24 protein-coding genes and 1 tRNA gene are annotated in these 24047 nt (G+C 63.2%); 20 read left to right on the forward strand and 5 right to left on the reverse strand.

Features of this window, described 5'->3' with window-relative positions; all coding sequences use genetic code 11:
- Positions 1 to 34: 34 nt before the first annotated feature.
- Positions 35 to 1141: an alpha-L-fucosidase gene (locus P0Y64_13855; protein ID WEK42467.1), complete on the reverse strand. Its 1107-nt coding sequence runs from the start codon at positions 1139 to 1141 to the stop codon at positions 35 to 37.
- Positions 1119 to 1508, reverse strand: a complete 390-nt coding sequence (locus P0Y64_13860) for an alpha-L-fucosidase (protein ID WEK42468.1) — start codon at positions 1506 to 1508, stop codon at positions 1119 to 1121. The genes P0Y64_13855 and P0Y64_13860 overlap by 23 nt, the downstream gene beginning before the upstream one ends.
- A 297-nt stretch (positions 1509 to 1805) precedes the next feature.
- On the opposite strand from P0Y64_13860, the gene P0Y64_13865 reads away from it, so the two are divergent.
- The 4 genes from P0Y64_13865 (at position 1806) to P0Y64_13880 (ending at position 4917) form a co-directional block, all read left to right on the forward strand.
- Complete coding sequence (locus tag P0Y64_13865; protein ID WEK42469.1) at positions 1806 to 2573, forward strand: SDR family oxidoreductase; 768 nt, start codon at positions 1806 to 1808, stop codon at positions 2571 to 2573.
- A 1-nt stretch (position 2574) separates the two neighbouring features.
- Positions 2575 to 3465: a glycosidase gene (locus P0Y64_13870; protein ID WEK42470.1), complete on the forward strand. Its 891-nt coding sequence runs from the start codon at positions 2575 to 2577 to the stop codon at positions 3463 to 3465.
- Between the two features lie 72 nt (positions 3466 to 3537).
- The gene (locus P0Y64_13875) at positions 3538 to 3717 is read left to right on the forward strand and encodes a hypothetical protein (GenBank protein ID WEK42471.1); all 180 of its coding nucleotides are present in this window, start codon (positions 3538 to 3540) and stop codon (positions 3715 to 3717) included.
- A gap of 9 nt (positions 3718 to 3726) precedes the next feature.
- Positions 3727 to 4917 carry an NAD(P)/FAD-dependent oxidoreductase gene (locus P0Y64_13880; protein WEK42472.1) on the forward strand — a complete coding sequence of 397 codons (1191 nt, stop codon included), beginning with the start codon at positions 3727 to 3729 and terminating at the stop codon, positions 4915 to 4917.
- Here the strand turns inward: P0Y64_13880 and P0Y64_13885 are convergent.
- Positions 4914 to 5747, reverse strand: coding sequence for a methyltransferase domain-containing protein (locus P0Y64_13885; GenBank protein WEK42473.1), 834 nt, complete (start codon positions 5745 to 5747; stop codon positions 4914 to 4916). The genes P0Y64_13880 and P0Y64_13885 overlap by 4 nt on opposite strands.
- 103 nt (positions 5748 to 5850) lie before the next feature.
- Here P0Y64_13885 and P0Y64_13890 point away from each other — a divergent pair, with 103 nt between their 5' ends.
- The 5 genes from P0Y64_13890 (at position 5851) to P0Y64_13910 (ending at position 8345) form a co-directional block, all read left to right on the forward strand.
- Entirely contained in the window at positions 5851 to 6576 is a 726-nt protein-coding gene (locus P0Y64_13890) for a ComF family protein (protein ID WEK42474.1), read from the forward strand.
- A 32-nt stretch (positions 6577 to 6608) separates the two neighbouring features.
- The gene (gene grxC / locus P0Y64_13895) at positions 6609 to 6866 is read left to right on the forward strand and encodes a glutaredoxin 3 (GenBank protein WEK45054.1); all 258 of its coding nucleotides are present in this window, start codon (positions 6609 to 6611) and stop codon (positions 6864 to 6866) included.
- Positions 6863 to 7687, forward strand: a complete 825-nt coding sequence (locus P0Y64_13900) for a carbon-nitrogen hydrolase family protein (GenBank protein WEK42475.1) — start codon at positions 6863 to 6865, stop codon at positions 7685 to 7687. The genes grxC and P0Y64_13900 overlap by 4 nt, the downstream gene beginning before the upstream one ends.
- Positions 7684 to 8112, forward strand: a complete 429-nt coding sequence (locus P0Y64_13905; GenBank protein ID WEK42476.1) for a DUF1178 family protein — start codon at positions 7684 to 7686, stop codon at positions 8110 to 8112. Before P0Y64_13900 ends, P0Y64_13905 begins: the two co-directional genes overlap by 4 nt.
- A 156-nt stretch (positions 8113 to 8268) precedes the next feature.
- Positions 8269 to 8345: transfer RNA gene (locus tag P0Y64_13910), tRNA-Arg, on the forward strand.
- A gap of 174 nt (positions 8346 to 8519) precedes the next feature.
- Here the strand turns inward: P0Y64_13910 and P0Y64_13915 are convergent.
- Together P0Y64_13915 and P0Y64_13920 are read right to left on the reverse strand one after the other, a co-directional pair.
- Positions 8520 to 8780, reverse strand: coding sequence for an SWIB/MDM2 domain-containing protein (locus tag P0Y64_13915; GenBank protein ID WEK42477.1), 261 nt, complete (start codon positions 8778 to 8780; stop codon positions 8520 to 8522).
- Positions 8781 to 9004: 224 nt separating this feature from the next.
- Positions 9005 to 11974: a TonB-dependent receptor gene (locus P0Y64_13920; GenBank protein ID WEK42478.1), complete on the reverse strand. Its 2970-nt coding sequence runs from the start codon at positions 11972 to 11974 to the stop codon at positions 9005 to 9007.
- A 232-nt stretch (positions 11975 to 12206) separates the two neighbouring features.
- Between P0Y64_13920 and folE the strand changes: the two genes are divergently transcribed.
- From folE to P0Y64_13975, 11 genes are all read left to right on the forward strand, one after another.
- On the forward strand, positions 12207 to 12821 hold the full coding sequence (gene folE / locus P0Y64_13925) for a GTP cyclohydrolase I FolE (protein ID WEK42479.1): 615 nt from the start codon (positions 12207 to 12209) through the stop codon (positions 12819 to 12821).
- Positions 12821 to 13567, forward strand: a complete 747-nt coding sequence (locus P0Y64_13930) for an SDR family oxidoreductase (GenBank protein ID WEK42480.1) — start codon at positions 12821 to 12823, stop codon at positions 13565 to 13567. Before folE ends, P0Y64_13930 begins: the two co-directional genes overlap by 1 nt.
- Positions 13560 to 13910 (forward strand): dihydroneopterin aldolase, encoded by a 351-nt coding sequence (locus P0Y64_13935; protein WEK42481.1) that lies wholly within the window; start codon positions 13560 to 13562, stop codon positions 13908 to 13910. The genes P0Y64_13930 and P0Y64_13935 overlap by 8 nt, the downstream gene beginning before the upstream one ends.
- 95 nt (positions 13911 to 14005) lie before the next feature.
- On the forward strand, positions 14006 to 15685 hold the full coding sequence (gene ettA, locus P0Y64_13940) for an energy-dependent translational throttle protein EttA (GenBank protein ID WEK42482.1): 1680 nt from the start codon (positions 14006 to 14008) through the stop codon (positions 15683 to 15685).
- A 306-nt stretch (positions 15686 to 15991) separates the two neighbouring features.
- Complete coding sequence (locus P0Y64_13945) at positions 15992 to 17506, forward strand: M20/M25/M40 family metallo-hydrolase (GenBank protein WEK42483.1); 1515 nt, start codon at positions 15992 to 15994, stop codon at positions 17504 to 17506.
- A 243-nt stretch (positions 17507 to 17749) separates the two neighbouring features.
- Positions 17750 to 19273 carry a carboxylesterase family protein gene (locus P0Y64_13950; protein ID WEK42484.1) on the forward strand — a complete coding sequence of 508 codons (1524 nt, stop codon included), beginning with the start codon at positions 17750 to 17752 and terminating at the stop codon, positions 19271 to 19273.
- Positions 19274 to 19299: 26 nt separating this feature from the next.
- Positions 19300 to 20622 (forward strand): family 1 glycosylhydrolase, encoded by a 1323-nt coding sequence (locus P0Y64_13955; protein WEK42485.1) that lies wholly within the window; start codon positions 19300 to 19302, stop codon positions 20620 to 20622.
- Positions 20619 to 21830 carry a DUF3089 domain-containing protein gene (locus P0Y64_13960; protein WEK42486.1) on the forward strand — a complete coding sequence of 404 codons (1212 nt, stop codon included), beginning with the start codon at positions 20619 to 20621 and terminating at the stop codon, positions 21828 to 21830. The genes P0Y64_13955 and P0Y64_13960 overlap by 4 nt, the downstream gene beginning before the upstream one ends.
- A gap of 113 nt (positions 21831 to 21943) precedes the next feature.
- A complete protein-coding gene (locus tag P0Y64_13965) occupies positions 21944 to 22549 on the forward strand; it encodes an AMP-binding protein (protein WEK42487.1) in 606 nt (201 codons plus the stop codon).
- The gene (locus tag P0Y64_13970) at positions 22513 to 22818 is read left to right on the forward strand and encodes an AMP-binding protein (GenBank protein ID WEK45055.1); all 306 of its coding nucleotides are present in this window, start codon (positions 22513 to 22515) and stop codon (positions 22816 to 22818) included. The genes P0Y64_13965 and P0Y64_13970 overlap by 37 nt, the downstream gene beginning before the upstream one ends.
- 60 nt (positions 22819 to 22878) lie before the next feature.
- Positions 22879 to 23565: a TetR/AcrR family transcriptional regulator gene (locus tag P0Y64_13975; protein WEK42488.1), complete on the forward strand. Its 687-nt coding sequence runs from the start codon at positions 22879 to 22881 to the stop codon at positions 23563 to 23565.
- The last annotated feature ends 482 nt before the right edge of the window (positions 23566 to 24047 follow it).

The following is a 24047-nucleotide window of genomic DNA, read 5'->3' on the forward strand; positions in this document are numbered from 1 at the left end:
TGCCGCCGTCGGCGGCGCCGGCCGTTACCAGCTCTTACGGCCCCGGCTGCTCCCCGGATATCTCGACGGCAACCGCCGTACCGATCGGATCTGAACAGGCGCTGGCGAAGGTGAGCTGCAAATCCGGCCCTCGTGCTTGCAACGTTACCGGGCTGCCATCGTCGAGGCGACGGGCAGTGCCCGCGATCGGCAAATCCTTCACCGTCAGTTGAAGTGACGAAATTGGCCCCTTGAAGATCAGGTTCAGGCGGCCGGGTGAAGCGGTGAAGCGAACGGCGCGGCCGCAGTCGGTTTGGCCATCCGATCGTGTCCACGGCCGGGTGCCGTAAATCGCCTCGCCATTCGCCCGCAGCCATGCGCCGAAGCGCTTGAGGCGGCTCAGTTGCTCGTCGGGTATCGATGCGTCGACGGCGCGCGGACCCACGTTCAGCAACAGATTCCCGTTGCGCGATACCGCGTCGACGAAATCGTGGATCAGCGTTTCGGCGCTGGCATAATCGGCGTCGGTGTCATGCCGGTTGAAGCCGAAGGAATGGCTCATTCCGTGGGTCGATTCCCACTTCTTCGCCTGGATTTCACTGAAAGCCGCATATTCGGGGGTGCGGAAGTCGCTGTGCGGCACCGGCGGCGGAATGATTCCCTTGGACTGTCCCGCGTCGGCTCGGTTCATCGCGCCTTTGATCTTGTAGTCAACATAGCGTCGCACGAGCGGGATCTTGAGCAAATCGCGCTGAAAGCTCGTCGCAACCCAGCGATCGTTGACCACGCCATCCGGCACCGCGCGATAATAATCGGCGAATAATTGATACAATGGTCCGGCGCGCGTCGGCCAGGAAATGTCGTTCCAAAGCACCGAAGGCTCGTATCGCTCGATCAACTCACGGACTTGCGCCATGGCATAAGCGGGATAATCGCCGCCGGGCGTGGAGGCTAGGAAGTCTCCAAGCGTGCGCATCGGGCGACGGTTGAAGGTCCAATCGATACCGCCCGAATAATAGACCCCGAAGCGCAGGCCGGCGGCGCGCACCGCGTCGGCCAATTCGCGGACGATGTCGCGTCTGGTGGTCCAGTTCCTCTCGTGGCGGTTGGCGATATCGCTCGGCCAGAGGCACAGGCCGTCATGGTGTTTGGTGACCAGCACGACATAGCGCGCGCCGGCATCGCGGAAGGCCTCTGCCCAGGCGGCGGGGGTCCCAGTTTTTCAGCCCGTCTTCGAACGGTTGTTTGAAATCCGTATATGGCGCGTCGCCGTAATTGGCGGTGTGGAACTCAGCCGAAGGCGTTCCGGGCACCTTGATCGCGTTCCAATACCATTCGGTATAGGGCGCCATGGCGACCGCGCGATCATAGTCCTTGGCGAAGATTTCGCCGATCGAGCCGAGGCGCGGCGCGAAGCCGGGAATGGCGAACGCGCCCCAGTGGATGAAAATCCCGAACTTCGCATCCTCATACCATGTGGGCACGGGGCGGGCATTGAGCGTGGCCAGATCGGCATCGGGCGCCGCCATCAGTTGAGGCCCGCGCAAGGTTCGGCGCGATGCGGTTTCTGGCGAGCATCGAACCAGTTTTTCGGGCGGAATTGTCCGTCCATTATCTCTCCCCTGATTTATCCGGCCATCTCCGTGACCGCATCCCGCCGGTTCGCGAGCGCATCTTGGGACATGGATATATTGATATAGAATTATATATTCAACACTGATCATATCGCCAAACGGAACGCGCTCGCGCGATCGACTCTCCATCGATCGCGGAACGGGGACGGGGGAGGATCGTTACGACGACGATGGTAACCCGTTGGAGAAGTGATGTTCGATAATCGGGTGGCCATCGTTACGGGTGGCGAATCGGGTATCGGCGCGGCGTGCGCCAGGGCGCTGGGTGCGGCAGGGGCACGCGTCGTTCTGACCTATTTCAAGGATGAGGCTGCCGCAAACGCCATCCGCGCATCGATCGGTGACGCGACCAGAGCCGTCGCGGTGCAAACGAACGTGGGTGACGAAACGCAGGTCGAGCAGCTTTTCGCCGCCGCCGAGCGGGCCTTCGGACCCGTCAGCCTGCTGGTGAACTCGGCGGGGCTCAATATGTCGGGCGTCGATCTGGTCGATATGGAATTGGCGCAGTTTGATCGCGTGATCCGCTCCGATCTTTATGGTCCGTTCCTGACCTGCCGGCGGTTCGTCCGCGGGCTCGAGGCGAAGGGGATGAAAGGAAGGATCGTCAACATATCGTCGATCCACGAAAAGGCGCCGCGGCCGGGTGGGGTCGATTACGATTCCGCCAAGGGCGGTCTTGCTCAATTGACCGCCACGCTCGCGCTCGAACTGGCGCCCAAGCAAATCGCGGTCAACGGCATCGCGCCGGGCATGATCCTCACCCCGATGAACCAGTCCGCGATCGATGACCCGGCCGAGTTGAAGGCAAAGGAAGCGGCGATACCCTGGGGCCGCGTCGGGCGGCCGGATGAAGTCGCGGCATTGGTGTGCTTCCTGCTCTCAGCCGCCGCCGATTACATTACCGGCACGACGGTTACGATCGACGGTGCGCTTTCACTCGTCGTGGCGCAGGGGGCCTGAGATGGCGACCTATTCGGTCGAGCAGCTCGATCATGTCACCTTGTCCGGGGGGCCATGTCGCGAGGGATATGATCTGATGAGCCCCTTCGTCTGGCAGGAGAAGGGCGAATATCGGATCATGGTCCGCGCGTTGCGATGGCCACTCGCGCCGACGGACCCGACAGGCATCGTCATCAGCGGCCGTGGCGGCGACGGGCTCAGCTTCGCGATGGACGACAAGCTGGCGATCACGCCGGGCCCCGGCCCGGATGACCTCGGCGGGTGCGAGGATCCCACCGTCGTCCCGCTGCACGATCGCTATCTGGTCTATTATACCGGCGTCGATGCCGCGCGGAAGCAGGGTTCGATGATCCTCGCGACCGGCCCGACGCTCGATAGCCTCAGCAAAGCCAAACTCGTGCTGAAGGCCCCGCCGGGGGAGGGGAATATCAAGGAGGCGACGCTGGCGCAGACGCCGAGCGGCGATTGGCGCCTGTTCTATGAATATGCCGCCAACGAGGCTTCTCGCATCGGCCTTGCGACCTCCGCCTCGCCGGAAGGGCCATGGACCGTGCTGGCGGATCCGTTCACGATCCGCGAGGATAGCTGGGATAATTGGCATCTCTCGACCGGCCCCGTCGTCCAGCTTCCGGGGCGTGATCCGGTGATGTTCTACAACGGTGCGACGCATGATGCCCGCTGGAGGATCGGCTGGGTGAGCTTCGATCCAGATTTCACGCGGGTGACGGGGCGCGGAATCCAGCCGATGCTGGTGCCTCCGCCACCGACCCATCGTGACTCGACCGACATCGCTTTCGCCGCATCGACCGTGATCGAGGGCGACCGGATCGCCCTTTATTATTCGCTGGAGGATCGCATTTTGCGACGAGCGCTGATCCGGCGATATGAGTGAGGCGGCTCGTCGGCTCGTGCATGCCATCGATCCAGTGATAGCCGCGGCGGCGATCAGCCGCTAAAGAGCGTCATGGCCGAACGCTTCGAACGACATCGCCAACCGTGGCGCCCCGATGAAATCCAGAAGCTCCATACGCTCGCCAAGAAGGGCATGGCGCTAAAGGCGATCGCCAAAGCGCTGACGCGCAGCGAGGAATCGGTTAAGGATCGCGCCAAATTCGACGGGCTTTCGATCGCCAAGCTGCGCTGATCGAAGGGAATGTCTATCAAGGATTATGATGCGATCGTGCTCGGCGCCGGGGCAGCCGGGCTGATGTGTGCAGCGGTTGCTGGCCAGCGTGGCCAGCGCGTTCTGCTGATCGATCACGCTGACCGTCCGGGCAAAAAAATCCTGATCTCCGGGGGCGGTCGGTGTAATTTCACCAATATCGGCACAACGCCCGACCGCTTCCTATCGGCCAATCCGCATTTCGCGCGCTCGGCGCTCGCGCGTTACCGGCCGGCCGATTTCCTCGAACTGGTCGAGCGCCATCGCATCGCGTGGCATGAAAAGACGCTAGGGCAATTGTTCTGCGATGGCTCGGCGCGGCAGATCGTGGAGATGCTGCTCGACGAATGCGATCGTGGCGCGGTGGAACTGGCGCTGGGCCAGCCGGTCAAGGCGGTCGATCACGCGGATGCACACTTCCGGGTGACGTGGGGCGGGCGGGCGGCTCAGGCGCCCGCGCTGGTCGTGGCGACGGGCGGGCCATCGATCCCCAAGATGGGGGCGACTGGCTTCGCTTATGATCTCGCGCGGCAATTTCGCCTCAAGGTGGTCGAGCCGCGACCGGCGCTGGTGCCGCTCACTCTCGGCAATGACGAGCAATTGTTCCGCACATTGTCGGGTGTGTCGGCGGAGGTGGTCGCCACTGCGGGCAAGGCGGCGTTCCGCGAAGCCGCGCTATTCACTCATCGCGGCCTTTCGGGCCCGGCGATCCTTCAGGCCTCGTCTTATTGGCGGCACGGCGAGCCTGTCGCCATCGACTTCCTGCCGGATCGCGTAGCGGGGTGGCTGAGAGAGGCCAAGCGGACGACCCCGCGCGCTACGCTCGTTCGAACGCTCGGCAAGGCATTGCCCGAACGGCTGGCGGTGGCGTTATCGGATCGGATTGGGTTAGCCGGCGAGTTGGCCAATCTCGCCGATGCGAAGCTCGCGGCCGCTGAGCAGTCGCTTTCCGCATGGCGCTTCGCGCCCAACGGGACCGAAGGATATGCCAAGGCCGAGGTGACCGCCGGTGGCGTGAGCACCGCAGCGCTATCCTCGCAGACGCTGGAGGCGCGCGCCGTGCCGGGCCTGCACTTCATCGGCGAGGCGGTGGACGTGACGGGCTGGCTGGGCGGCTACAATTTCCAATGGGCGTGGGCCAGCGGCTCCGCCGCCGGCCAAGCGCTGGGCGACAGGGCTTAGTTTTTCTTCCCGATCGCCGCCGCGAGTGAGGCCGTCGCGCTGCCGCGCCGCGCCGGCACGGGTTGATCCGGGGAGGGCGCCCAGGCCGTGAGATAGAGGATCGCGAAATGCTCGGTCGTTCGGCCGTCCGGATCGGCTTTCGCCGCAAAGGCGCCGGCTGCGCGGGCGAGGACGTCGCGTCGCATCGCCCGGCGCTCGGTGAGCAGATTGCCGGCACCCATCCCGCGCAGATCGTCAAGCAATCGCCCGAAGCTGCCGTAACGCACGTCAAGCATCTCCACGTCCGCCACTGGCAGCGCGAAGCCGGCGCGCACCAATAAGTCTCCGGCCGCGCGCACGTCGATTTGCGGATGCAGGCGCGGCGCCGGGCGATCGCCCTCAGCCTCGCGTAACACCGCGCGTAGCGTGGGGAGGCTGCCGGCGCCGGCCAGCGCGGCAAGAAACAGCCCATCCGGCCGCAGCGCGCGCCGCGCCAGCGTCAGTGCGCCCGGTAGATCGTTGACCGTATCGAGCACGCCAGCCGATACGATCAGGTCGAACGAACCGTCCGCAAACGGCAGCCGATCCTCATCCGCCTGCACCCCGCCGCCTATTGCCGCGAAGCGCCCGCCGGCATCGAGCCGCGTGATGCGCGCGCCGGGCAGCGTAAAGTCTCCCTCGAAGCTGCCGAGATCGAGTACGTCGCGAAATTCGCGCTTCACGCTCGCCAGTCGATCGGCCAACCCCTCGATCATCGCGGCCCGCAGGAAATCATGCTCGGCATAAGATCCGGCAATGCGATCGCGGCGCAGCCGGCGAGCGGTGCGATCGAAGATTTCAGGCGGGCGCATGGGCGAAAACTGTCCTGTCAGGCGGTCGCGCGAAAAGTACGCGATCGGCGGCTTGTGCCCTCGCTCGATCGGCGGGACAAGGGCGGAGGGGGAAGGGGACGAGATGCGCGAGGCGATGCGTCGAATGTTGGCATTGGCGCTGCCGCCGCGTTGCCCCGGATGCGGCGCGGTGACGGCGGCGGATCACCGGTTCTGCGCCGCATGCTGGGGAGACCTTCGCTTTATCGGGCCGCCGTGGTGCGCGGCCTGCAATGCCCCGTTCGAATTCGCGCGAGGCGATGGCGCGCAATGTGCGGGCTGTATCGCGAATCCCCCGCGGCATCGCGGCGTGCGGGCGGCGGTCGCTTATGGCGATGTCGCGCGGATTCTGGCGCTAAAGCTCAAATATGGCGGTCGCGCTGCTTATGCGGAAACGATTGCACGGCAAATGGCGCGATTGATGCCGACGGAGGCCGAATTGCTGGTGCCGGTGCCGCTGCATCGCTGGCGGATGTGGCGGCGTGGTTACAATCAGGCCGGGCTGATCGTGAACGCGCTCGCTGGTCTCACGGCGCTTCCGCAAGATCACCGCACGCTGGAGAGAATCCGGGCGACGCCGGTGTTGCGCGGGCTCGGCGCACGCGGGCGTCAGGCGGCCCTGCGCGGCGCGTTCCGGGTGGTGCCGGGGCGTGAGCCTCACGTCGCCGGACGCGCGGTGATGTTGGTCGACGATGTGCATACTAGCGGAGCCACCGCGAACGCCGCGACCGCGACCTTACTTGCGGCGGGCGCGGCCTCGGTCACAATTTTATGCTGGGCGCGTGTGCTGGAAGACGTGGGGCCGCATTGACAAGCATGGCGATGGACCACAATTCACAAGGCATGGCGAACGTCGAAATCTACACCAAGGCTTTTTGTCCCTATTGCGTGCGCGCGAAGCGGTTGCTCGCGGACAAGGGCGTCGAAACGGTCGAATATGACATCACGCTCGGCGGCCCGAAGCGCGCGGAGATGATCGAGCGCGCGAATGGCGGCACCACCGTTCCGCAGATTTTCATTGGCGGGCAACATGTCGGCGGATCGGACGATCTCGCCGCGCTTGAGGCGAACGGGAAGCTGGACCCGCTGCTCGCGTCGTGAAGATCGCGCTTGCCCAGACGACGACGGGTATCGATCCAGCACGTAATGCCGCTGAACTGGTCGAGGCCGTCCATGTCGCCGCGCGCGGCGGCGCGGCGATGCTATTCACTCCCGAAATGTCCGGCCTGCTCGATCGCGATCGGGCGCGGGCCGCTGTGTCGATCGTGGATGAAGGGGAGGATCGCGTGCTCGGCGCGGTTCGTGCGGCAGCGGCCGAGACTGGCATCTGGGTTGAGCTCGGTTCGCTCGCGCTGCGCGGGGCGGATGGGCGCTTCGCCAACCGCAGTTTTGTGATCGACGCGACGGGCCGGATACGGGCGCGTTACGACAAGCTCCATCTGTTCGACGTTGATCTGCCTACGGGGGAACGCTGGCGCGAGTCAGCGGCTTATGCCCCCGGCTCCTCCGCGGTGGTGGTGGATACCCCGCTCGGCCGGATGGGATTGAGCATCTGTTATGATTTGCGCTTCGCCGGCCTTTATGCGGCCCTGAGCGATGCGGGCGCGACGATGCTCAGCATCCCGGCGGCGTTCACGCGCCCAACCGGCGCGGCGCATTGGCATGTGCTGATGCGCGCACGCGCGATCGAATCCGCCGCATTCGTGATCGCCGCGGCACAGACCGGAACGCATGAGGATGGCCGCCAAACCTACGGGCATTCGCTGGTGGTGGATCCGTGGGGCGACGTGTTGCTCGATATGCAGGACGCGCCCGGCGTTGGTTTTGCCGAGCTCGATCCGGCTGTGGTGGACGCGGTGCGCGCGCGCGTTCCGGTGATCGACCATCGCCGTGCGATCCCGCCCGTCGAGGTGATGCCGTGATCGTTTTCGATCTGCGTTGCCCGTCCGAACATGTCTTCGAAGTGTGGTTTGCCTCGTCGGAGGCGTTTGAGGATCAGCAGCGTCGTGGGCTGATCGCCTGCCCGATATGTGGGGCCAACGATATCTCCAAAGCGGTGATGGCGCCGCGCGTTTCGCCGAAGGGGGATCGCGCTGCGGCGCCCGCACCTGAACAAGTGAAGCAAGCGCTGGAAACGCTTGCGGCGGCGCAAGCCAAGGCATTGGAAGGTTCGCGCTGGGTGGGGAATCGGTTCGCGGAGGAGGCGCGGTCGATGTATCTGGGGGAGCGCGAACATGCCCCGATTCACGGTCAGGCTACCCCGGCAGAAGCGAAAGCGCTGGTCGATGAAGGGGTTCCCGTCGCGCCGCTGCCATTCCCGACGCGTCCGCCAGATACGCTGAACTGATCTGAAAACTGGGCTGCGACGGGCGATTTGTCGGCGGATCGAACTTTATTCTTCGATCGTTCGGGCGTGGCCGGTCGGCCGGATCGGCGATGAATCATCGGCCCGATCCGGTCAATTGACCGCGCCCGGAGCAACCTATAGGGCCGGAAACGGCAAGTCCCCGTAGCTCAGCAGGATAGAGCGACGGTTTCCTAAACCGCAGGTCGGAGGTTCGAATCCTCTCGGGGACGCCAGCTTTTCCGCCACCGCGAAACATTGGCCCGCAGTGCCCATGTATTTGAGCTCGCGGAGCACGCACGACATTCCGGGCGTACAGGCCTATCCGGAGTAAAGTCCACCCCGTTGCCTGAGCGATAAGTGGCAGAAAAACGGCGCCGATCGGGTCGACCGGCGCCGGCGTAGAGTTGTTAGGCCTTGACGTGCTGGGAGATGTACTTGTTCATCTCGAACATCGTGCACTTGTCCCGGCCGAAGACCTTTTTCAGCTTTTCGTCTGCGAGGATTTCGCGCTTGTTTTCCGGATTCTGCAGGTTGTGCGACTTGATATAGTCCCACACCTTGCTGATTACCTGGCTGCGGGGCAGCTTGTCGTTGCCGACGATCGCGCCCAACTCCGCCGAGGGTTGGACGGGGGCGTGGATGCCGCCGCTCTTGGTAGTCGTAGCCATTATATTCCTTCCTGTTGCGCCGGTTGACCAGCCTCTATCGGAAATCACGCCGTCTGGAGCGCCACCCGCTTGTGCGCCGCCTTTTCGTCATTGTCACGCCTTAGCGTGACGGAAAAAGGGGCTTTCGTTGCGCCTGTGCGATGAAACGTCGCCCCGCCGGATGCCTGAGGCGGCGGAGGGAATGAAAATCCCGACCCGCATCAGCGGGTCGGGATCGACATGGTTCAGAACTTGAACCCAGCCGCCACGCCATAGCGACGTGGCTCAAGCGTGAAGATATTGGTGAACAGGCCGGACGATTGATCCGTCAAATATTCGCCAGTGGTAGCGCTATTGTTGAAGATGTTCTGGATGAACCCACGGAGATACCAGCGGTCATTCGCGCCATTGAGCTGAATTTGCGCATTGGCCACTTCATAGCCCTGAATACGGTTGACCCGGCCGTTGAAGATGTTGGCGTAGCTTTCGCCGGTGTAGGTGACATCAAAGCGCGGGACGATATTCATCCCGTTCGAGAAGTTGAACGTCTTCTCGATGCCGGCGGAGAATTTCACCACCGGCGCCTGTGGCAGTTCATTGCCCTTGATGCTTTGCGCAACGCCGTCCGTTAGAACTTGGACGCCGCTGCCCGGCGTCGCGGAGAGAGCAGATAGAACCGAGCAGACGCTGAATGCGCCAGTCGACTTGATGTTCCCGTCTGCCGGGAATGCGAATGTGCTGGTTTGCAGTGGGGCGGTATTCGGATTTGCCCCAGTGCGCGGCGTCGGCACGCCACCGGAGAAGGTGTTCCCGTTGATATAGGTGTTTGCGGCGGCAAGGAAGCCGTTGCTGGCGGCCGCATTCCCCGCAACTGTCGGGATGATGGCGCAGTTCGAGCCGTTGGTGATATCCTTGATGATCACGGCGTCGGCACGGCCGCCGCCCGGATCGCGCTGGTTCACGAACAGCTTGCTGGAGGTCACCTTGGTGTGGAGGTAGCTTCCTCCCATGTTGATTGACCAATCGGGTGCGGGCCGGAAGAAGGCTTCCGCTTCGACGCCATAGATGTCGGCGTCGACATTGTCGTTGATCGAGGTGCGTGCCACGATCCGGCTGAGCTGCAGGCCTTTGTATTTATAGTAGAACCCAGTGAGGTTCAGCGTGAATCTGCCGCCGTCGAATGTATTCTTCGAACCGATCTCGAATGCGTCGATCTGTTCCGGGGCGAAGGAGTCGGGCACCGTCAGGCCAGGGACCTGCACCGGCGGGTTAAAGCCACCCGATTTGTAGCCGCGCGAATATGACGCATAGAGCATGTGGCTCTTGTCGATCTCATAGTTCAGCACCGCCCGACCGGTCATGCGATCGAAAGTTTTATTGCGGATGGCGAACGGTTGAATTCCAGGCGTAACCGGATCGACATCATAGCCGGCGAAATATGGCGAATTAAATGCGCTCCCGGTTTGCGTATAGGGCGTCAGAAAGCTTGCCAATGTTGAACGAGAGACAACATTTTTCTTGTCGTTGTTGTAGCGCAAACCCAAGGTCAGTTTCAGCCTGTCGGTGAAATTGTAGTAAGTTTCACCGAATATCCCGTACGACTTAAGGCCGAATTCGGCAGTGGCGTTGCGGAAGAACGGGGTCGCCAAATATGCGGGGGGCAAGCCATTTCCGAGTGACGTAAAGCTGCCCAGCAATCCGGCGATATAGTCGATAGCGAACGCGTTGACATAGTAATCGCCGTTGGTGACCTTGCCGTCGACATAGATGCCGCCCAGCAGGAAGTTGAACTTCCCGTCGAAGTTAGACGAGATGATCGCCTCCGCCGACCAGTCGCGCGTCTTCTGCGTCGAGCGGTCGAACGCGAGCGGGACGTTTGAGCAGGTTTTGTAGCCGCCATAGGCGCCGAGGCCGGTTGTTTCCGCCAACGACGTGCAGACCGGGCCGGCCGGACCATTGGGGATCAAAGCCGAAGCGATCGGACTGAAATAGCTTGCCGGAAGACCCGGAATACCACCTGCGGCCGCGGCGGCCAGCGTGTTCAATGCGGGCTGGATCAGCGCACGGTTCTGAACGCCGAGGTTATAGTCCTGCGAGGAATTGACGTAAGTGGTATGGTAAAAACCGGTCAGCTGAGCCTTGATCGATCCGAAATTGTGCTCAATGCGTCCCTGCAGTTGCAATTCGTCGGTGGAATAGGTCGGCGTATAAGCAGTATAAACCTGACGAGGATCGGTCAGGATCGGGTTGCCGGAATAGCTGTCCGCGCCATAGATCGAGTTCAGGCCGAACGCCGTCGGTGCCGGAATCCCGTTGAAGCTGAGGAACTGGGCGCTTCCGAGCGTGCCGGTAAAGGTGGAATTGGTATTTGTTCGACCTGCATCCAGCCGGTTGTTGAGGCAGCCGAGCACACCGGTCGGATCGGTCTGGCAGAGCTGCTTCTGAATGCGCAGACGATTGTCTTTTTCGCTGAAATAGCTGCCGACCAGGTCGACGGTCGTATCGATCGAAGGCTCCCAGCGGATAGAGCCGCGCACCGACCACATGTCGCGACCGTCAAGCTTCTGGCCATTATATACGTTGGTCGTATAGCCATCGCGGTTGAGATAGAAGCCGGCGAGGCGCACGGCGAGCGTGTCGCCGAGCGGGACGTTGATCATCCCCTTGGCCCGAACGGAGTTGTAATTGCCATATTCAGCATCGCCGGAAGCGGCGAACTTATCGGTGCGGGGTTTTGCGGTGATGAAGTTGATCACGCCCGAGGTGGCGTTGCGACCGAACAGGGTGCCCTGCGGACCGCGCAGCACCTCGACACGCTCTAGATCGAAATATTCGGTCTCGAAGATGCGGGTGGCGAGCAGCGGGGAGCCGTTCAGGTGAATCGCGGTCGCCGCGTCGCACGAAATGCCGACGCAAAGATCGCCGATGCCGCGGATCGTAAAGCTCGATCCGGTAAAGTTGCCTTTGGAGAAGGTGATGTTCGGCAGGGTGAGCTGCAGATCGGACGCGTTGTCGATCTGTTGCTTCTGCAGCGCTTCGGCCGTGAAGGCGGAGACTGCGATCGGCACCTGTTGCAGTGTTTGCGATTGCCGCTGCGCGGTGACGACGATGTCCTGCGGCATCGTGCCGGTTCCTGTTTGGGCTTCCTGGGCCCAGGCCGGAGCGGCAAACGCCAACGTCAAAGCAGACGCGGCGAGCAACGTGGATTTAGTCATATGCATCCCCCTCCTACGGTCCGCGCCGGTCTATTGCCGGTTTCGCGGGTTTGATGGTGCGGTATGGAGACTAACCCTCGGGAAATTGCACAGTCAAACGAAATCACGACTTGGCCGTGACGGAGATTTTATGACTGTGATGGAAAGGAAACAGTTGCATTGAAGAACTTAATTGCGGAGGCGTTGTCATGTATTTTTCGCAAATGCGGTATGATGGCTCGGGGAGAAGGACGTGAATGATTATACCCCTAACGATCGGCGGGGGCCGGACGGCAAGATCGAAGTGCCTGATGCCGTAGCGGAAGCTGTGCGCACGCTGCTCCGCTGGGCCGGTGATGATCCCATGCGCGAGGGGCTGCTCGATACGCCGCATCGCGTCGCGCGGGCATGGCGCGAATATTGCGCCGGCTATGCGGACGACCCCGCGCATCATCTGGCGAAAGTGTTCGAAGAGGTCGGAGGTTATGACGAAATCGTCCTGTTGAAGGACATTCCGTTCCAATCGCATTGCGAACATCACATGGCGCCGATCATCGGCAAGGCGCACATCGCCTATCTGCCCAAGAATCATGTCGTCGGCATTTCGAAGCTGGCGCGCGTGCTCCACGCCTTCGCGCGGCGCTTGCAAGTGCAGGAGCGGCTGACGGCGGAGGTCGCCGATTGCATCTGGAACGGGCTGAAGCCGCAGGGCGTCGCCGTCGTGATCGAGGCCAGCCACGCCTGTATGACCGCGCGCGGCGTGCGTACCCCCGGCGTGACGATGGTGACGAGCCGAATGATGGGCGTGTTCCGCGATGACGAGCGCAGCCGCAAGGAGGTGCTGGCGCTGATGGGGCAGGGCGGCTGATGGGGCGCACCGTCCTGGTCACCGGCGGTGCGCGGCGACTGGGCGCGGCGATCGTCCGCGCCGTCGCGGCGGCGGGTCACCGGCCGGTGATCCATTTCGGGACATCGTGTGCTGATGCGGAAGCGCTGGCGAGCGAGACGGGCGCGGTGACCGTTTCGGGCGATCTGGCTGATCTGGCGGACGTGCCTGCGCTGTTCGCCCGTGCGGTGAATGCGGCGGGCGGCGTGATCGACGGGCTGGTGAACAGCGCCTCGGCGTTCGAGTTCGATCGGCCGGAGAAGGTCGATTCGGCGTTGGCGCTCCGTCTCCATGCGATCAATTGCATCGCGCCCGCGCTGCTCGCACAGGCGCTTGCGGCGCAGCCGGGGCTGGAGGATGGGGCGGTGGTCAATCTGCTCGATCAGAAGCTGGCCAACCCGAATCCGGATTTCTTCTCTTACAGCCTCACCAAATATGCGTTGGCGGGGGCTACCGAGATGATGGCGCAGGCACTGGCACCGCACGTGCGGGTTAACGCCGTATCGCCGGGGCTGACCTTGCCGAGCGGCGATCAAAGCGCGGCGGAGTTCGATCGTGTCGCCCGCGCCAACCTGCTCAAGCGTCCGGTGGGGGCGGCGGAAGTGGCGCGCGCGATCGTCTATCTGCTCGACGCGCCCAGCGTCACCGGCCAGAATTTGTTCGTCGATTGCGGGCAGCGATTCCTGAAACGCGATGGTGACGTGATGTTCGAAGGGCGTGATGGCTGAATATACGACGATCCTGGATGGGCTAGAACTGCAGATGCAACTCGGCATCCATCCCCATGAAGCGGTGCCGCAGCGGGTTTTCCTGACAGTGGAGATGACGGTCGATTATCCCGCGCCGCCGCACTGCGACGAGATCGGCGAGGTGCTCGACTACGATTTCGTGCGTGAGGGCATTCGCGCGCTGACGGAGAAGCGCGGCTTCGCGTTGCAGGAAACGCTGGTGGAGGCGGTCGCGGCGCTGTGCTTCGATGATCCGCGCGTGCGGCGGGTGCGGGTCCGTTCGATGAAGCCGGATGTGTATCCAGATGCCGCCGTGGGGTGTGAGATCGACCGCACCCGCTGATCGCGGCGCGGCCGAATTGCCAACGGGCGCGCGCGCGCTTACATGGCGCTCAAATCCAGCAGACAAGACCTGATCGACGGAGCGACCGAACCGCCATGGCCGTGCAATATACCTATGTCATGAAGGGTCTGACCAAGACCTTCCCCGGCGCCAACAAGCCGGTACTCAACAATATCCATCTGCAGTTCATTCCCGGCGCGAAAATCGCGATCATCGGGCCGAACGGCGCGGGCAAATCGACGCTCATGAAGATCATGGGCGGGATCGATACCGAGTTCAGCGGCGAAGCCTGGGCGGCCGACGGAATCCGCGTCGGCTATCTGCCGCAGGAGCCGCAGCTCGATCCCACCAAGACGGTGATCGAGAACGTCCGCATGGGCGCCGGCCCGGTTGTCGGCATGATCGAGCGGTTCAACGCCATCTCGGCCGAAATGGGCGATCCGAAGGACGACACCGATTTCGACGCGCTGATGGAGGAAATGGGCGATCTTCAGGCGAAGATCGACGCCGCCGACGGCTGGAGCCTCGACAGCCAGCTCGAACAGGCGATGGAGGCATTGCGCTGCCCGCCCTCCGACAATCCGGTGACCAATTTGTCCGGCGGCGAGCGTCGCCGCGTGGCGTTGTGCAAGCTGCTGCTTGAGAAGCCGGATATCCTGCTGCTCGACGAGCCGACCAACCACCTCGACGCAGAAAGCGTGGGCTGGCTGGAGAATTTCCTGAAGGAATATACCGGCAACGTCATCCTCGTCACCCACGATCGCTACTTCCTCGACAATGTCGTGAACTGGGTGCTCGAGCTCGATCGCGGGCGTTATTACACCTACGAATCGAATTATTCGGGCTATCTGGAGAAGAAGGCCAAGCGGCTGGAGCAGGAGGAGCGCGAGGAGGCCGGCAAGCAGAAGGCGATCGCCGACGAACTCGCCTGGATGCGCCAGACCCCCAAGGCCCGGCAGACCAAGTCAAAGGCGCGTATCCGCGCGTTCGACGAGCTGATGGCTGCGCAGGAAAACCGCGCCGTCGGCAAGGCGCAGATCCTGATCCAGATCCCCGAACGGCTCGGCGGCAAGGTGATCGAAGCCAAGGGGCTGACCAAGGCTTACGGCGACAAATTGCTGTTCGAGAACCTCGATTTCATGCTCCCGCCGGGCGGCATCGTCGGCGTGATCGGGCCGAACGGCGCGGGCAAATCGACGCTGTTCAAGCTCATCACCGGGCAGGAGCAGCCCGACGGCGGCACGATCGACGTCGGCCAGACCGTGAAACTCGGCTATGTCGATCAGAGCCGCGACGATCTCGATCCTAATAAGAACGTGTGGGAGGAGATTTCGGACGGCCTCGATATCTTCCGCTTCGGCAAGCAGGAGCTGGGCACGCGCGCCTATGTTGGCGCGTTCAACTTCCGTGGACCGGATCAGCAGAAGAAGGTCGGCCAGCTTTCCGGCGGTGAGCGCAACCGCGTCCATATGGCGAAGATGCTGAAGGAGGGCGGCAACGTCCTGCTGCTCGACGAACCGACCAACGACCTCGACGTCGAGACGCTGCGCGCGCTTGAAGAGGCGCTGGAGAGCTTCGCGGGCTGCGCCGTGGTGATCAGCCACGATCGCTTCTTCCTCGATCGCCTCTGCACCCACATCCTCGCGTTCGAGGGCGACAGCCACGTCGAATGGTTCGAGGGCAATTTCGAAAGCTACGAAGAAGACAAGCGCCGCCGCATGGGCGATGCCGCCGACCGCCCGACGCGGCTGGCGTACAAGAAGCTCACGCGCTGACGACAGGCGCGGGCGCGGCCGAAGTCGCTGCGCCCGCCGTCTCACCGAACGGACAACGATAGCCAAAGCGGCGCACGCATGTTGCCGCTCGCCGATCCGCTCGATCCGCCGAGATTCGTGACCCCTCTGTGCGGGGGCTAATAGGCGAAAGACGGCATGCCCAACCCTGCCGCTCCGCTCAAACGGGGGCGGTAACCAGCATCAGTTCGCGCCCGAATCCCTCCTGCTGAGATGCGCGCAAGCTTGTTGCCCAACCGCGACATTTCCAATTAGGGTCCGGGCAATTCAAATAATCGGGGGATAGCGATGCGGTTTGTGGCCTTGGGCGTGTTGATGGCGTCCACCATGGCGATGCCGGCTTTTGCCGGAGTGCGTGATTACCGCGTCGCGAACGAGCACAAGATTCTTGGCGAGTTCGTCGATCTCCTCGCGATCCCCAACGTGGCGTCGGACACTCCCAATATCCGTCGCAACGCACAGGCGCTGATGGAGATGATGGCGAAGCGGGGCCTCGCGCCCCGCCTTTTGGAGGGCGCCGATCCCAAGGTGCCGCCGGTCGTTTATGGCGAATGGAAGGTGCCGGGCGCGAAGAAGACGATCGTGCTCTACGCCCACTATGACGGGCAGCCGACCGTGCCCGCGAAATGGACCGCGTCCCCGCCGTGGCAGCCGACGCTGCGCACGCGTTCCATGGAAGCGGGCGGCACCGTCCTGCCGATGCCCGCCGCGGGAGAGAAGATCGATCCCGAATGGCGGCTCTACGCGCGCTCCACCTCCGATGATAAACTCGGGGTGATCGCGCTGCTCACCGCGGTCGATGCGCTGAAGGCGGACAAGCGGCTGCCCGCGATGAACGTCAAGATCGTGTTCGAGGGCGAGGAAGAGGCCGGATCACCGCATCTTGGCGATATCCTCGCGCGCAACAAGGCGCTGCTCGCGTCAGATGGCTGGGTGATCTTCGACGGGCCGGTTCATCAATCCGGGCGGCGCCAGGTGGTGTTCGGCGTGCGCGGCGTGACCGGCGTGGACCTGACCGTCTATGGCGCGCGCCGTCCGCTGCACAGCGGCCATTACGGCAATTGGTCTCCCAATCCGGCGATGATGCTCTCCCGCCTGCTCGCGTCGATGAAGGACGACAAAGGGCATGTGCTGGTAAAGGGCTTTTACGATGACGACGCGCCGGTCGGCGCGGCGGAACGAGCGGCGATCGCCGCCGCGCCGGATTCGGACAAGGCGGTGATGAAGGATCTGGGCATCGCCGCGTCAGAAGGAGGCGATGCGCTGCTCGACAGCCTGATGCGCACGTCGCTCAATGTCGACGGGCTGATGAGTGCCGATGTCGGCGCGAACGCCCGCAATGTAATCCCCGCCACTGCCTCCGCGACGATCGACATGCGGCTGGCCAAGGGCGCCGACGACCTGCGCCAGGTGAACAAAGTTATCGCGCATATCGCCGCTCAGGGCTTCCATGTGACCGACGCGGAACCGACCGACGAGGAGCGCGCGCGCTACCCCGCCATCGTGCGCGTCAACCGTCGCGATGGCGGCTATAACGCGGTGCGCACGCCGATGGACGCGCCGATCGGTCAGGCGATCGTTTACGCGCTGGGCGCGCTGGACGGTCAACCGGCGGTGGCCCTCCCGACATCTGGGGGCAGCCTGCCACTATTCATGATCGAGCAGAATTTCGGTGTTCCGCTGATTTCCGTCGGCTCGGCGAATTACGACAATAATCAACATGCCGAGGACGAGAATGTCCGCATCCAGAACCTCTGGAACGCGATCGAGACCGCGGCCGCGATCATGACGATGAAGATGTAAGGTATCCGGGCGAGACAGAAGGCTCGCCCGTCTCCCCAAGCCCGGCATGCCCTGATTGCTGGACCCCGAATCGCGCGACGTGATTCGGGAGAACGATGCGCGCGCGGTGGAGCGCCGACACGCGGTGGCCCAGCAGATGATCCGCACGAATCATATATTGACTAACACATGAATTAAAATGTTACTGGGCGCAGACGGATCGCGAGCGCTGCTCGATGAGCCGCGCCAAGGGAGATGGACCTGATGTTTCTGCGCCTGCTGCTCGCGACCTCGGTCGCGCTGACTGCCCCCGCCGCCGCAATGGCTCAGTCATCGGCGGCTCGGGTCGATACCGATAGCGGCACCGTATCGGGCACGTTCGAAGGCGATTTGGCCGTTTTTCGTGGCATCCCTTATGCTTCGGCGCCTGTCGGGCCCCTGCGCTGGAAGGCGCCGCAGCCCGCGCCGCATTGGAACGGCGTCCGCGAAACTCGCAGCTTTGGCGCAGCCTGCCCGCAAGGACCGGAGCATAAGGAGCCATGGGCACAGGTTGGCCCGATGAGCGAGGATTGCCTGTTCCTCAACGTGTGGCAGCCGAAGCGCGCGGGGAAATATCCCGTCATGGTGTTCCTGCACGGCGGCGGCTTCACTTATGGCGCGGCCGGGGTGCCGCTTTACGATGGCGCGGCGCTGGCGAAGCGCGATGTCGTGATCGTCACGGTCAATTATCGCCTCGGCCGGCTTGGCTTCTTCGCTCACCCCGCGCTGACCCGTGAAGATCCGCACGGTCTGCTCGGCAATTACGGGATCATGGATCAGGTCGCGGCGCTGCAATGGGTGAAGCGCAACATCGCCGGTTTTGGCGGCGATCCCTCGAATGTCACGGTGTTCGGCGAATCCGCCGGGGCCGGCACCGTCCAGATCCTGATGGGCTCCCCCGCATCGGCAGGGCTGTTCCAAAAGGCGATTTCGGAATCAGGGGCAGGGGGGAGTGCGCTTTTCCCGATCCGGGGTGGGCCGCTCAACGCGGAGAAGTTGGGTGAGCTTTGGACCACCAGCCTCGGTCTCAAGGATGCAACGGTCGAACAGCTTCGCGCAATCCCGCTGGCCGACGTCGTCAAGAACGGTCGCGCCTTTCCGTTCATCGACGGCACGGTCGTGGTGCGCAGTCCCGGCGATTCCTTCTATCAAGGCAAGCAGATGCGCATTCCGCTGATGATCGGCGCGAATTCGAATGAATCCAGCCTTGGCGGGATGACCGAAGCCGCCGCCAGGGGCTTGCTGGGTGATGCGTTTCCCGATCTTTTGGCCGGCTATATCGCCTTTACCGGCAAACCGAGCGCGACGGCGGCGATCGATCTTGCGGAGGATGTCGGCTTCGTGCTGCCGTCCTATGCGATAGCGGACAAGCATGCTGCGGCCGGAGCGCCGACCTATGCTTATTATTTCGATCAGGTGCCGGTCGATCAGCGCGCGGATGCGGCCGGGACAGATCATGGCGGCGAGCTGGAATATGTCTTCGGCAACAAGCCCGTCGAGCATCGTTGGGATGCGCAGGACGCCAAAGTGTCAAAGATGATGGGTGATTATTGGGTGCGCTTCGCCCGCACCGGCAATCCTAACGGCGCCGGCGCGCCGAACTGGCCGGCAGTGACGACGCAGCCGACCACCTATCTCGCGGTTGGCGCCACGACACATACGGCGCGGCTGCAACCCGTTCAGGAGCGCGCGAAGGCCGAGACGATGGCGGATTCGTCGAAGAGATGGGCGGCGATGCCGAAGCCCTGAATCTTATCGCGGCAAGGGGGCGGAACATGATCGACAAGCCGACACGGCGGGAAGCGGTTGCCGGCGCGGCGGCTTTGCTGGGGCTGAGCGCCGCGACGCCGGCCGTGGCCGCTTCGGCACCGCGCAAATATGCGCCCAAGGGGTTCTTGTGGGGCGCGGCGATTTCGGCGCATCAAAGCGAGGGAGGGAACACCAATTCGGATAGCTGGTATCTCGAAACGAACAGCCCGACCGCGTTTCTGGATCCTTCGGGCGATGCCTGCGACAGCTATCATCGTTATGAGGAAGATCTCGACATTGCCGCCCGGCTCGGGCTGAACTGCTATCGCTTCGGCATCGAATGGGCGCGGATCGAGCCGGCTTCAGGCATGTTTTCGGAAGCGGCGCTCGATCACTATGTCCGCGTGCTCGAGGCATGCCACGCGCGCAAGCTGATGCCGATCGTCACCTACAATCACTTCACGGTGCCATTGTGGTTTGCGATGCGCGGCGGGTTCGAGGTGGCGGACGGGGCCGATCTGTTCGCCCGCTTCTGCGCCCGCGCGACCGAGCGGTTGGGGCATCTGATCGGCATGGCATCGACCTTCAACGAAGCCAATATCGTTCTGCTGCGCAAGGTTCTGCCGCGTTTCGCGAGCGATGCCGCAGCAGCAAATGCACGCGCGATGATCGCGGCAGCGGCGCGCCGCACCGCGTCACCGCAATTCTCGTCGATGCTGTTCGGCGATCCTGACAGGATCAGCGCAGTCATGCTCGATGCCCATGCCAAGGGGTATGCAGCGATCAAGGCGGGGCCGGGCGATTTCCCGGTCGGCGTCACGCTGTCGATGCAGGAGATTCAGGGCGTGGGGCCCGGCAATCACGCCACGCAGGCCGAACAGACGATGTATGGCGGCTGGATCGAGGCCGCACGCACGGCTGATTTCGTTGGGGTCCAGACTTACTCCCGCTTGCGTATCGACGCCAAGGGGCTGATGCCGCCCGAGCCGGGGGTCGCGCTCACCGACATGGGCTACGAGAATTATCCGCACGCGATCGGGGCGACGATCCGCTACGCCGCCAAGCATATCGGCCGTCCGATCTACCTGACCGAGACCGGCATCGCGGCGACGGATGATGCAATCCGCGCAAAATTCATCGACGCGACGATCGCCGAGGTCGCCAAATGCATCGCCGAGGGGATCGAGGTGCATGGCTATCTCTATTGGTCGCTGCTCGATAATTTCGAGTGGACGTCCGGCTATGCGAAGCAGTTCGGGCTGGTCGCCGTCGATCGCACGACATTCAAGCGAACGCTGAAGCCCAGCGCGTTCGCCCTGGCCGCGCATGCCAGGGCGAACCGGCTGTGACCGCCGCCCCGTTCGCCGCACCGCGCAGGAAGCGGCGGTGGCTCCGTCGTATTCTCATCGGTCTGGGCGTGATCCTCGTCGTCCTTCTCGGCGTGTTCACCGCATTCGACGGGTGGATTACGCTGGCGCGTCTGCGCGGGCCGGCATCGCCTTTCGATGCAAGGCAGGTTCCGCCAGCGCCCGACTACGCGCAGGCAAAGGCGTGGCTCGCCTTTCCGGGGCGCAATGGCCTCGAACGCTCAACGCCGCCGGGCGTGGCGCCTGTCGCCGAAGACCATGCGCCGGCGGACGTGTTTTTCGTGCACCCGACCACCTTTCGCGGCAGCTCCGTATGGATCGCGCCCTATGACGCATCGGACGAAGCAGCCCCGCTCAATCCCCCGGTGCTGCTCGATCAGGTGAGCGTGTTCAACGGGTGTTGCCGCCTCTATGCGCCGCATTATCGTCAGGCGACGCTGGCCGCGCTGAAGGTGCCGGCGGCGATGGATGTCGCTTATGGCGATATCGTCAGCGCCTTCCGTTATTACATCACCCATCTGAATAACGGCCGCCCGCTCATCATCGCCTCGCACAGCCAGGGCACCGCGCACGCGATCCGGCTGTTGCAGGAGGAAATCCTCGATAAGCCGCTCAAGGAGCATCTGGTCGCTGCATATCTGATCGGTGGCTATGTTCCCGATACACTTGGTGAATTGGGGTTGCCGGTATGTGACGATGCCAGACAAACCGGCTGCGTCATCTCTTACAATACCAGTCAGGTCGGGCGGAGCGGCGCGCGGATGATCGTCGACGGCAAAAACTATTGGTGGCGGGGGAAGCTCGTCACCAACGGGGCGCCCAATGCGGTGTGCGTGAACCCGCTGACCTGGCGACGGCAGGTCGCAGCCCCGGCAAGCGCCAATACCGGCAGTCTGCCCTTTCCGGAGGCACCATTCGGAGGCGCCGCCAAGCCGCTTCCGCCGCTGGTCCGCAACCTGACGGGCGCCGCATGTCGCGACAGCCTGCTTGAGGTCGACGTGCCATGGTCCGCGCCATCGGGCTTCATCGACAAATTGAGCCTCGTGTTCGGCAGCTATCACCTCAACGATTACGGCTTTTTCTACGATGCGCTCCGCCAAAACGCGATCGGTCGCGTGGACGCATGGAGAACGAAACAGCCACCGTCCAAGATAGCGGCTGCGGCGGCTCACGGGTCAAATAGCGAATAAGTTTCGACCTGCTGCCAGTCGCCTGCCAGCGCTTCGCATTGTTTCATGTCGTGGCAGTTCCGCGAGCCGGGCCGGCGCGAGCGCCACCGTTTTACCCGCGAGGTCAGCTAGTAGTGCAGCCCTATCCGCTATTGTTGCACAAGTTCACCGATCACGCGGCGAAATGGCATGGCGACGCCGAGATCGTGACCGGCGGCGGCACCGCGCCGGCGACGCCGATCGGCTATGCCAGGCTGCGCGATCGCAGCGTTAAACTGTCCGCGGCCTTCGCTACGCTTGGGCTTGGTCAGGGCGATCGTATCGCGACGCGGGCCTGGAACAGCCAGGCACATATGGAATGCTGGTATGCCGCGCCGGGCATCGGCGTGGTGTGCCATACGCTCAACCCGCGCATCGGCGCCGCCGCGCTTGCGGAAATGGCGGGGCAGGCGGGCGATCGGTTATTGGTGGCGAGCCCGGATCAGGCTGCGCTGGTTGAGGAACTGGTCGCGCTCTGCACGGCCGTCGAACATGTCCTGATCCTCGATGAGCCCGGCGCAGCGGGGGTGCCGCTCCCGATTGTCGACGGCGTGCGGATCTGGACGCAGCGGGAATTGATAGATCAGCCGGCTACCGCGATCCCCTGGGGCGGCATCTCGACGGCGCCGGTCTGGCATCGCTCATCGCGGGGGAGCAAGTCACGATCGCGGTTGGCGTCGCGACCGTTTGGCTGGGTTTGATCGATCATCTCGACGTCATGGGCATGGAATTGCCTTCGCTCGATCGAGTGCTGCTGGGCGGTGCGCCGGTGCCGCAAGCGCTGATGGACCGGATCCAGGCCCGGCTTGGTGTCGTGGTTCAGACCAGTTGGGGCATGACCGAGCTCTCGTCGATCGGCACGGTGACGCCCGCCAAAGCAATCACACGCAACGCGGCCAAATCGGGGCGGTCACCCGCGCGATCGAAGCTGAATCGCTCGCGCGGGCAAGATCGACAAACGGGTCTGTGAGCGCGATATCCGACATTCGTTTGCCAGGCCCGCAAACGGCCCAAGGAGATGTAAAAGACGATGCCCGAGCCCAAGCCCAAGCGCCGCACCAAAGCCGAACAACGCGCTGAAAGCCTTGAGCAGATCATGGACGCGGCCGAATATCTGTTCTCGCAGCACGGCTTGTACGGCGTCACGCTGAAAGACGTCGCCAAGCGCGTTGGCGTTCACACGTCGCTGCTGCACTACTATTTCGAAGACAAGAAAGAACTGTTCGACAAAGTCATCGCGCGCCGCGCGCCGATCACTATCGAGCGGCGGATGGACGCGCTGGCGAGCTATGAGCGCGAGGCGGCAGGGAGGCCAACGGTGGAGGGCGCCTTGCGCGCCTATCTCGATACCGATCTCGATCTTTATGGCCAGCCAGATGAGGGATGGCGGCACTATGGCGCACTCGGCGCGCTGGTCAGCAATACCCCGGAATGGGGGGCGGAGCTGATGGACACGTTGTTCGACGATGTCGTGCTGCGGCTAATCAAATTGCTGCAGCAAGCCTTGCCTGACTGCCCCGAAGAGGATTTGTTCTGGGGCTATCACTTCGTCACCGGCGCGCTGATGCTCACGCTCGCCCGCACGGGGCGTATCGACAAGCTGTCGGGCGGCCTGTGCAAATCGGATGATTTCGTTGCGGTGAAGGACCGGATGGCAAAGTTCATGGCGGGGGGCTTCGTCGTGCTTTGCAATGAGCGTGCCGCGAGCAGGGCATAGGTGTGATCCGCGCCGATCGATCCGCTGGGCCGTAAGACGCGTCGGAGGGAGAGAGCTGAATCTCACATATTCGATCTTTGGGGCCATGCTTGCGATCGCCGGTGCGGCCATGGCGCAATCGGGCGCCTCGATCGAACCGGCTGTCGGCGCAATGGACGCACTATGCGTGGCTTTGCGAGCGATGCGGCCAGCCGTCACCGCCTGTATGCATGATGCTGCAAGAGCGAGAACGCTGCGCCGGCAGGTGTAAGTTTCATCGGTGACGGATTTGAAAATCTATGAAAACTGGCCGAAACAACTTCTGGATAGTGGTTTCGCCGGGCGCTACCATTATGATACCGCGAATGGAAAGCTTGGTCGAACAACAGGCTGACGAGGAATTTACTTCGGAGATTCGATAGCCGAATTATAGGACCTGACCGACCCCGCGTTTTTTTCAGAACGACGTAATAAATCGCGGTATCAGCGGGCAAACAACCGAT

The sequence above is a fragment of the Candidatus Sphingomonas colombiensis genome, from assembly GCA_029202845.1.
GTDB lineage: Bacteria > Pseudomonadota > Alphaproteobacteria > Sphingomonadales > Sphingomonadaceae > Sphingomonas > Sphingomonas colombiensis.

What these genes read in the sequence shown, in the direction of transcription:
- P0Y64_13885 (WEK42473.1), bottom strand. Translation starts at nt 5,747, where the DNA reads ATGCGCCCGCCTGAAATCTTCGATCGCACCGCTCGCCGGCTGCGCCGC.
- P0Y64_13915 (WEK42477.1), bottom strand. Translation starts at nt 8,780, where the DNA reads ATGGCTACGACTACCAAGAGCGGCGGCATCCACGCCCCCGTCCAACCC.
- P0Y64_13860 (WEK42468.1), bottom strand. Translation starts at nt 1,508, where the DNA reads ATGGCGGCGCCCGATGCCGATCTGGCCACGCTCAATGCCCGCCCCGTG.
- P0Y64_13955 (WEK42485.1), top strand. Translation starts at nt 19,300, where the DNA reads ATGATCGACAAGCCGACACGGCGGGAAGCGGTTGCCGGCGCGGCGGCT.
- P0Y64_13930 (WEK42480.1), top strand. Translation starts at nt 12,821, where the DNA reads ATGGGGCGCACCGTCCTGGTCACCGGCGGTGCGCGGCGACTGGGCGCG.
- P0Y64_13880 (WEK42472.1), top strand. Translation starts at nt 3,727, where the DNA reads ATGTCTATCAAGGATTATGATGCGATCGTGCTCGGCGCCGGGGCAGCC.
- P0Y64_13870 (WEK42470.1), top strand. Translation starts at nt 2,575, where the DNA reads ATGGCGACCTATTCGGTCGAGCAGCTCGATCATGTCACCTTGTCCGGG.
- ettA (WEK42482.1), top strand. Translation starts at nt 14,006, where the DNA reads ATGGCCGTGCAATATACCTATGTCATGAAGGGTCTGACCAAGACCTTC.
- grxC (WEK45054.1), top strand. Translation starts at nt 6,609, where the DNA reads ATGGCGAACGTCGAAATCTACACCAAGGCTTTTTGTCCCTATTGCGTG.
- P0Y64_13865 (WEK42469.1), top strand. Translation starts at nt 1,806, where the DNA reads ATGTTCGATAATCGGGTGGCCATCGTTACGGGTGGCGAATCGGGTATC.
- P0Y64_13935 (WEK42481.1), top strand. Translation starts at nt 13,560, where the DNA reads ATGGCTGAATATACGACGATCCTGGATGGGCTAGAACTGCAGATGCAA.
- P0Y64_13975 (WEK42488.1), top strand. Translation starts at nt 22,879, where the DNA reads ATGCCCGAGCCCAAGCCCAAGCGCCGCACCAAAGCCGAACAACGCGCT.
- P0Y64_13950 (WEK42484.1), top strand. Translation starts at nt 17,750, where the DNA reads ATGTTTCTGCGCCTGCTGCTCGCGACCTCGGTCGCGCTGACTGCCCCC.
- P0Y64_13875 (WEK42471.1), top strand. Translation starts at nt 3,538, where the DNA reads ATGGCCGAACGCTTCGAACGACATCGCCAACCGTGGCGCCCCGATGAA.
- P0Y64_13890 (WEK42474.1), top strand. Translation starts at nt 5,851, where the DNA reads ATGCGCGAGGCGATGCGTCGAATGTTGGCATTGGCGCTGCCGCCGCGT.
- P0Y64_13920 (WEK42478.1), bottom strand. Translation starts at nt 11,974, where the DNA reads ATGACTAAATCCACGTTGCTCGCCGCGTCTGCTTTGACGTTGGCGTTT.
- P0Y64_13945 (WEK42483.1), top strand. Translation starts at nt 15,992, where the DNA reads ATGCGGTTTGTGGCCTTGGGCGTGTTGATGGCGTCCACCATGGCGATG.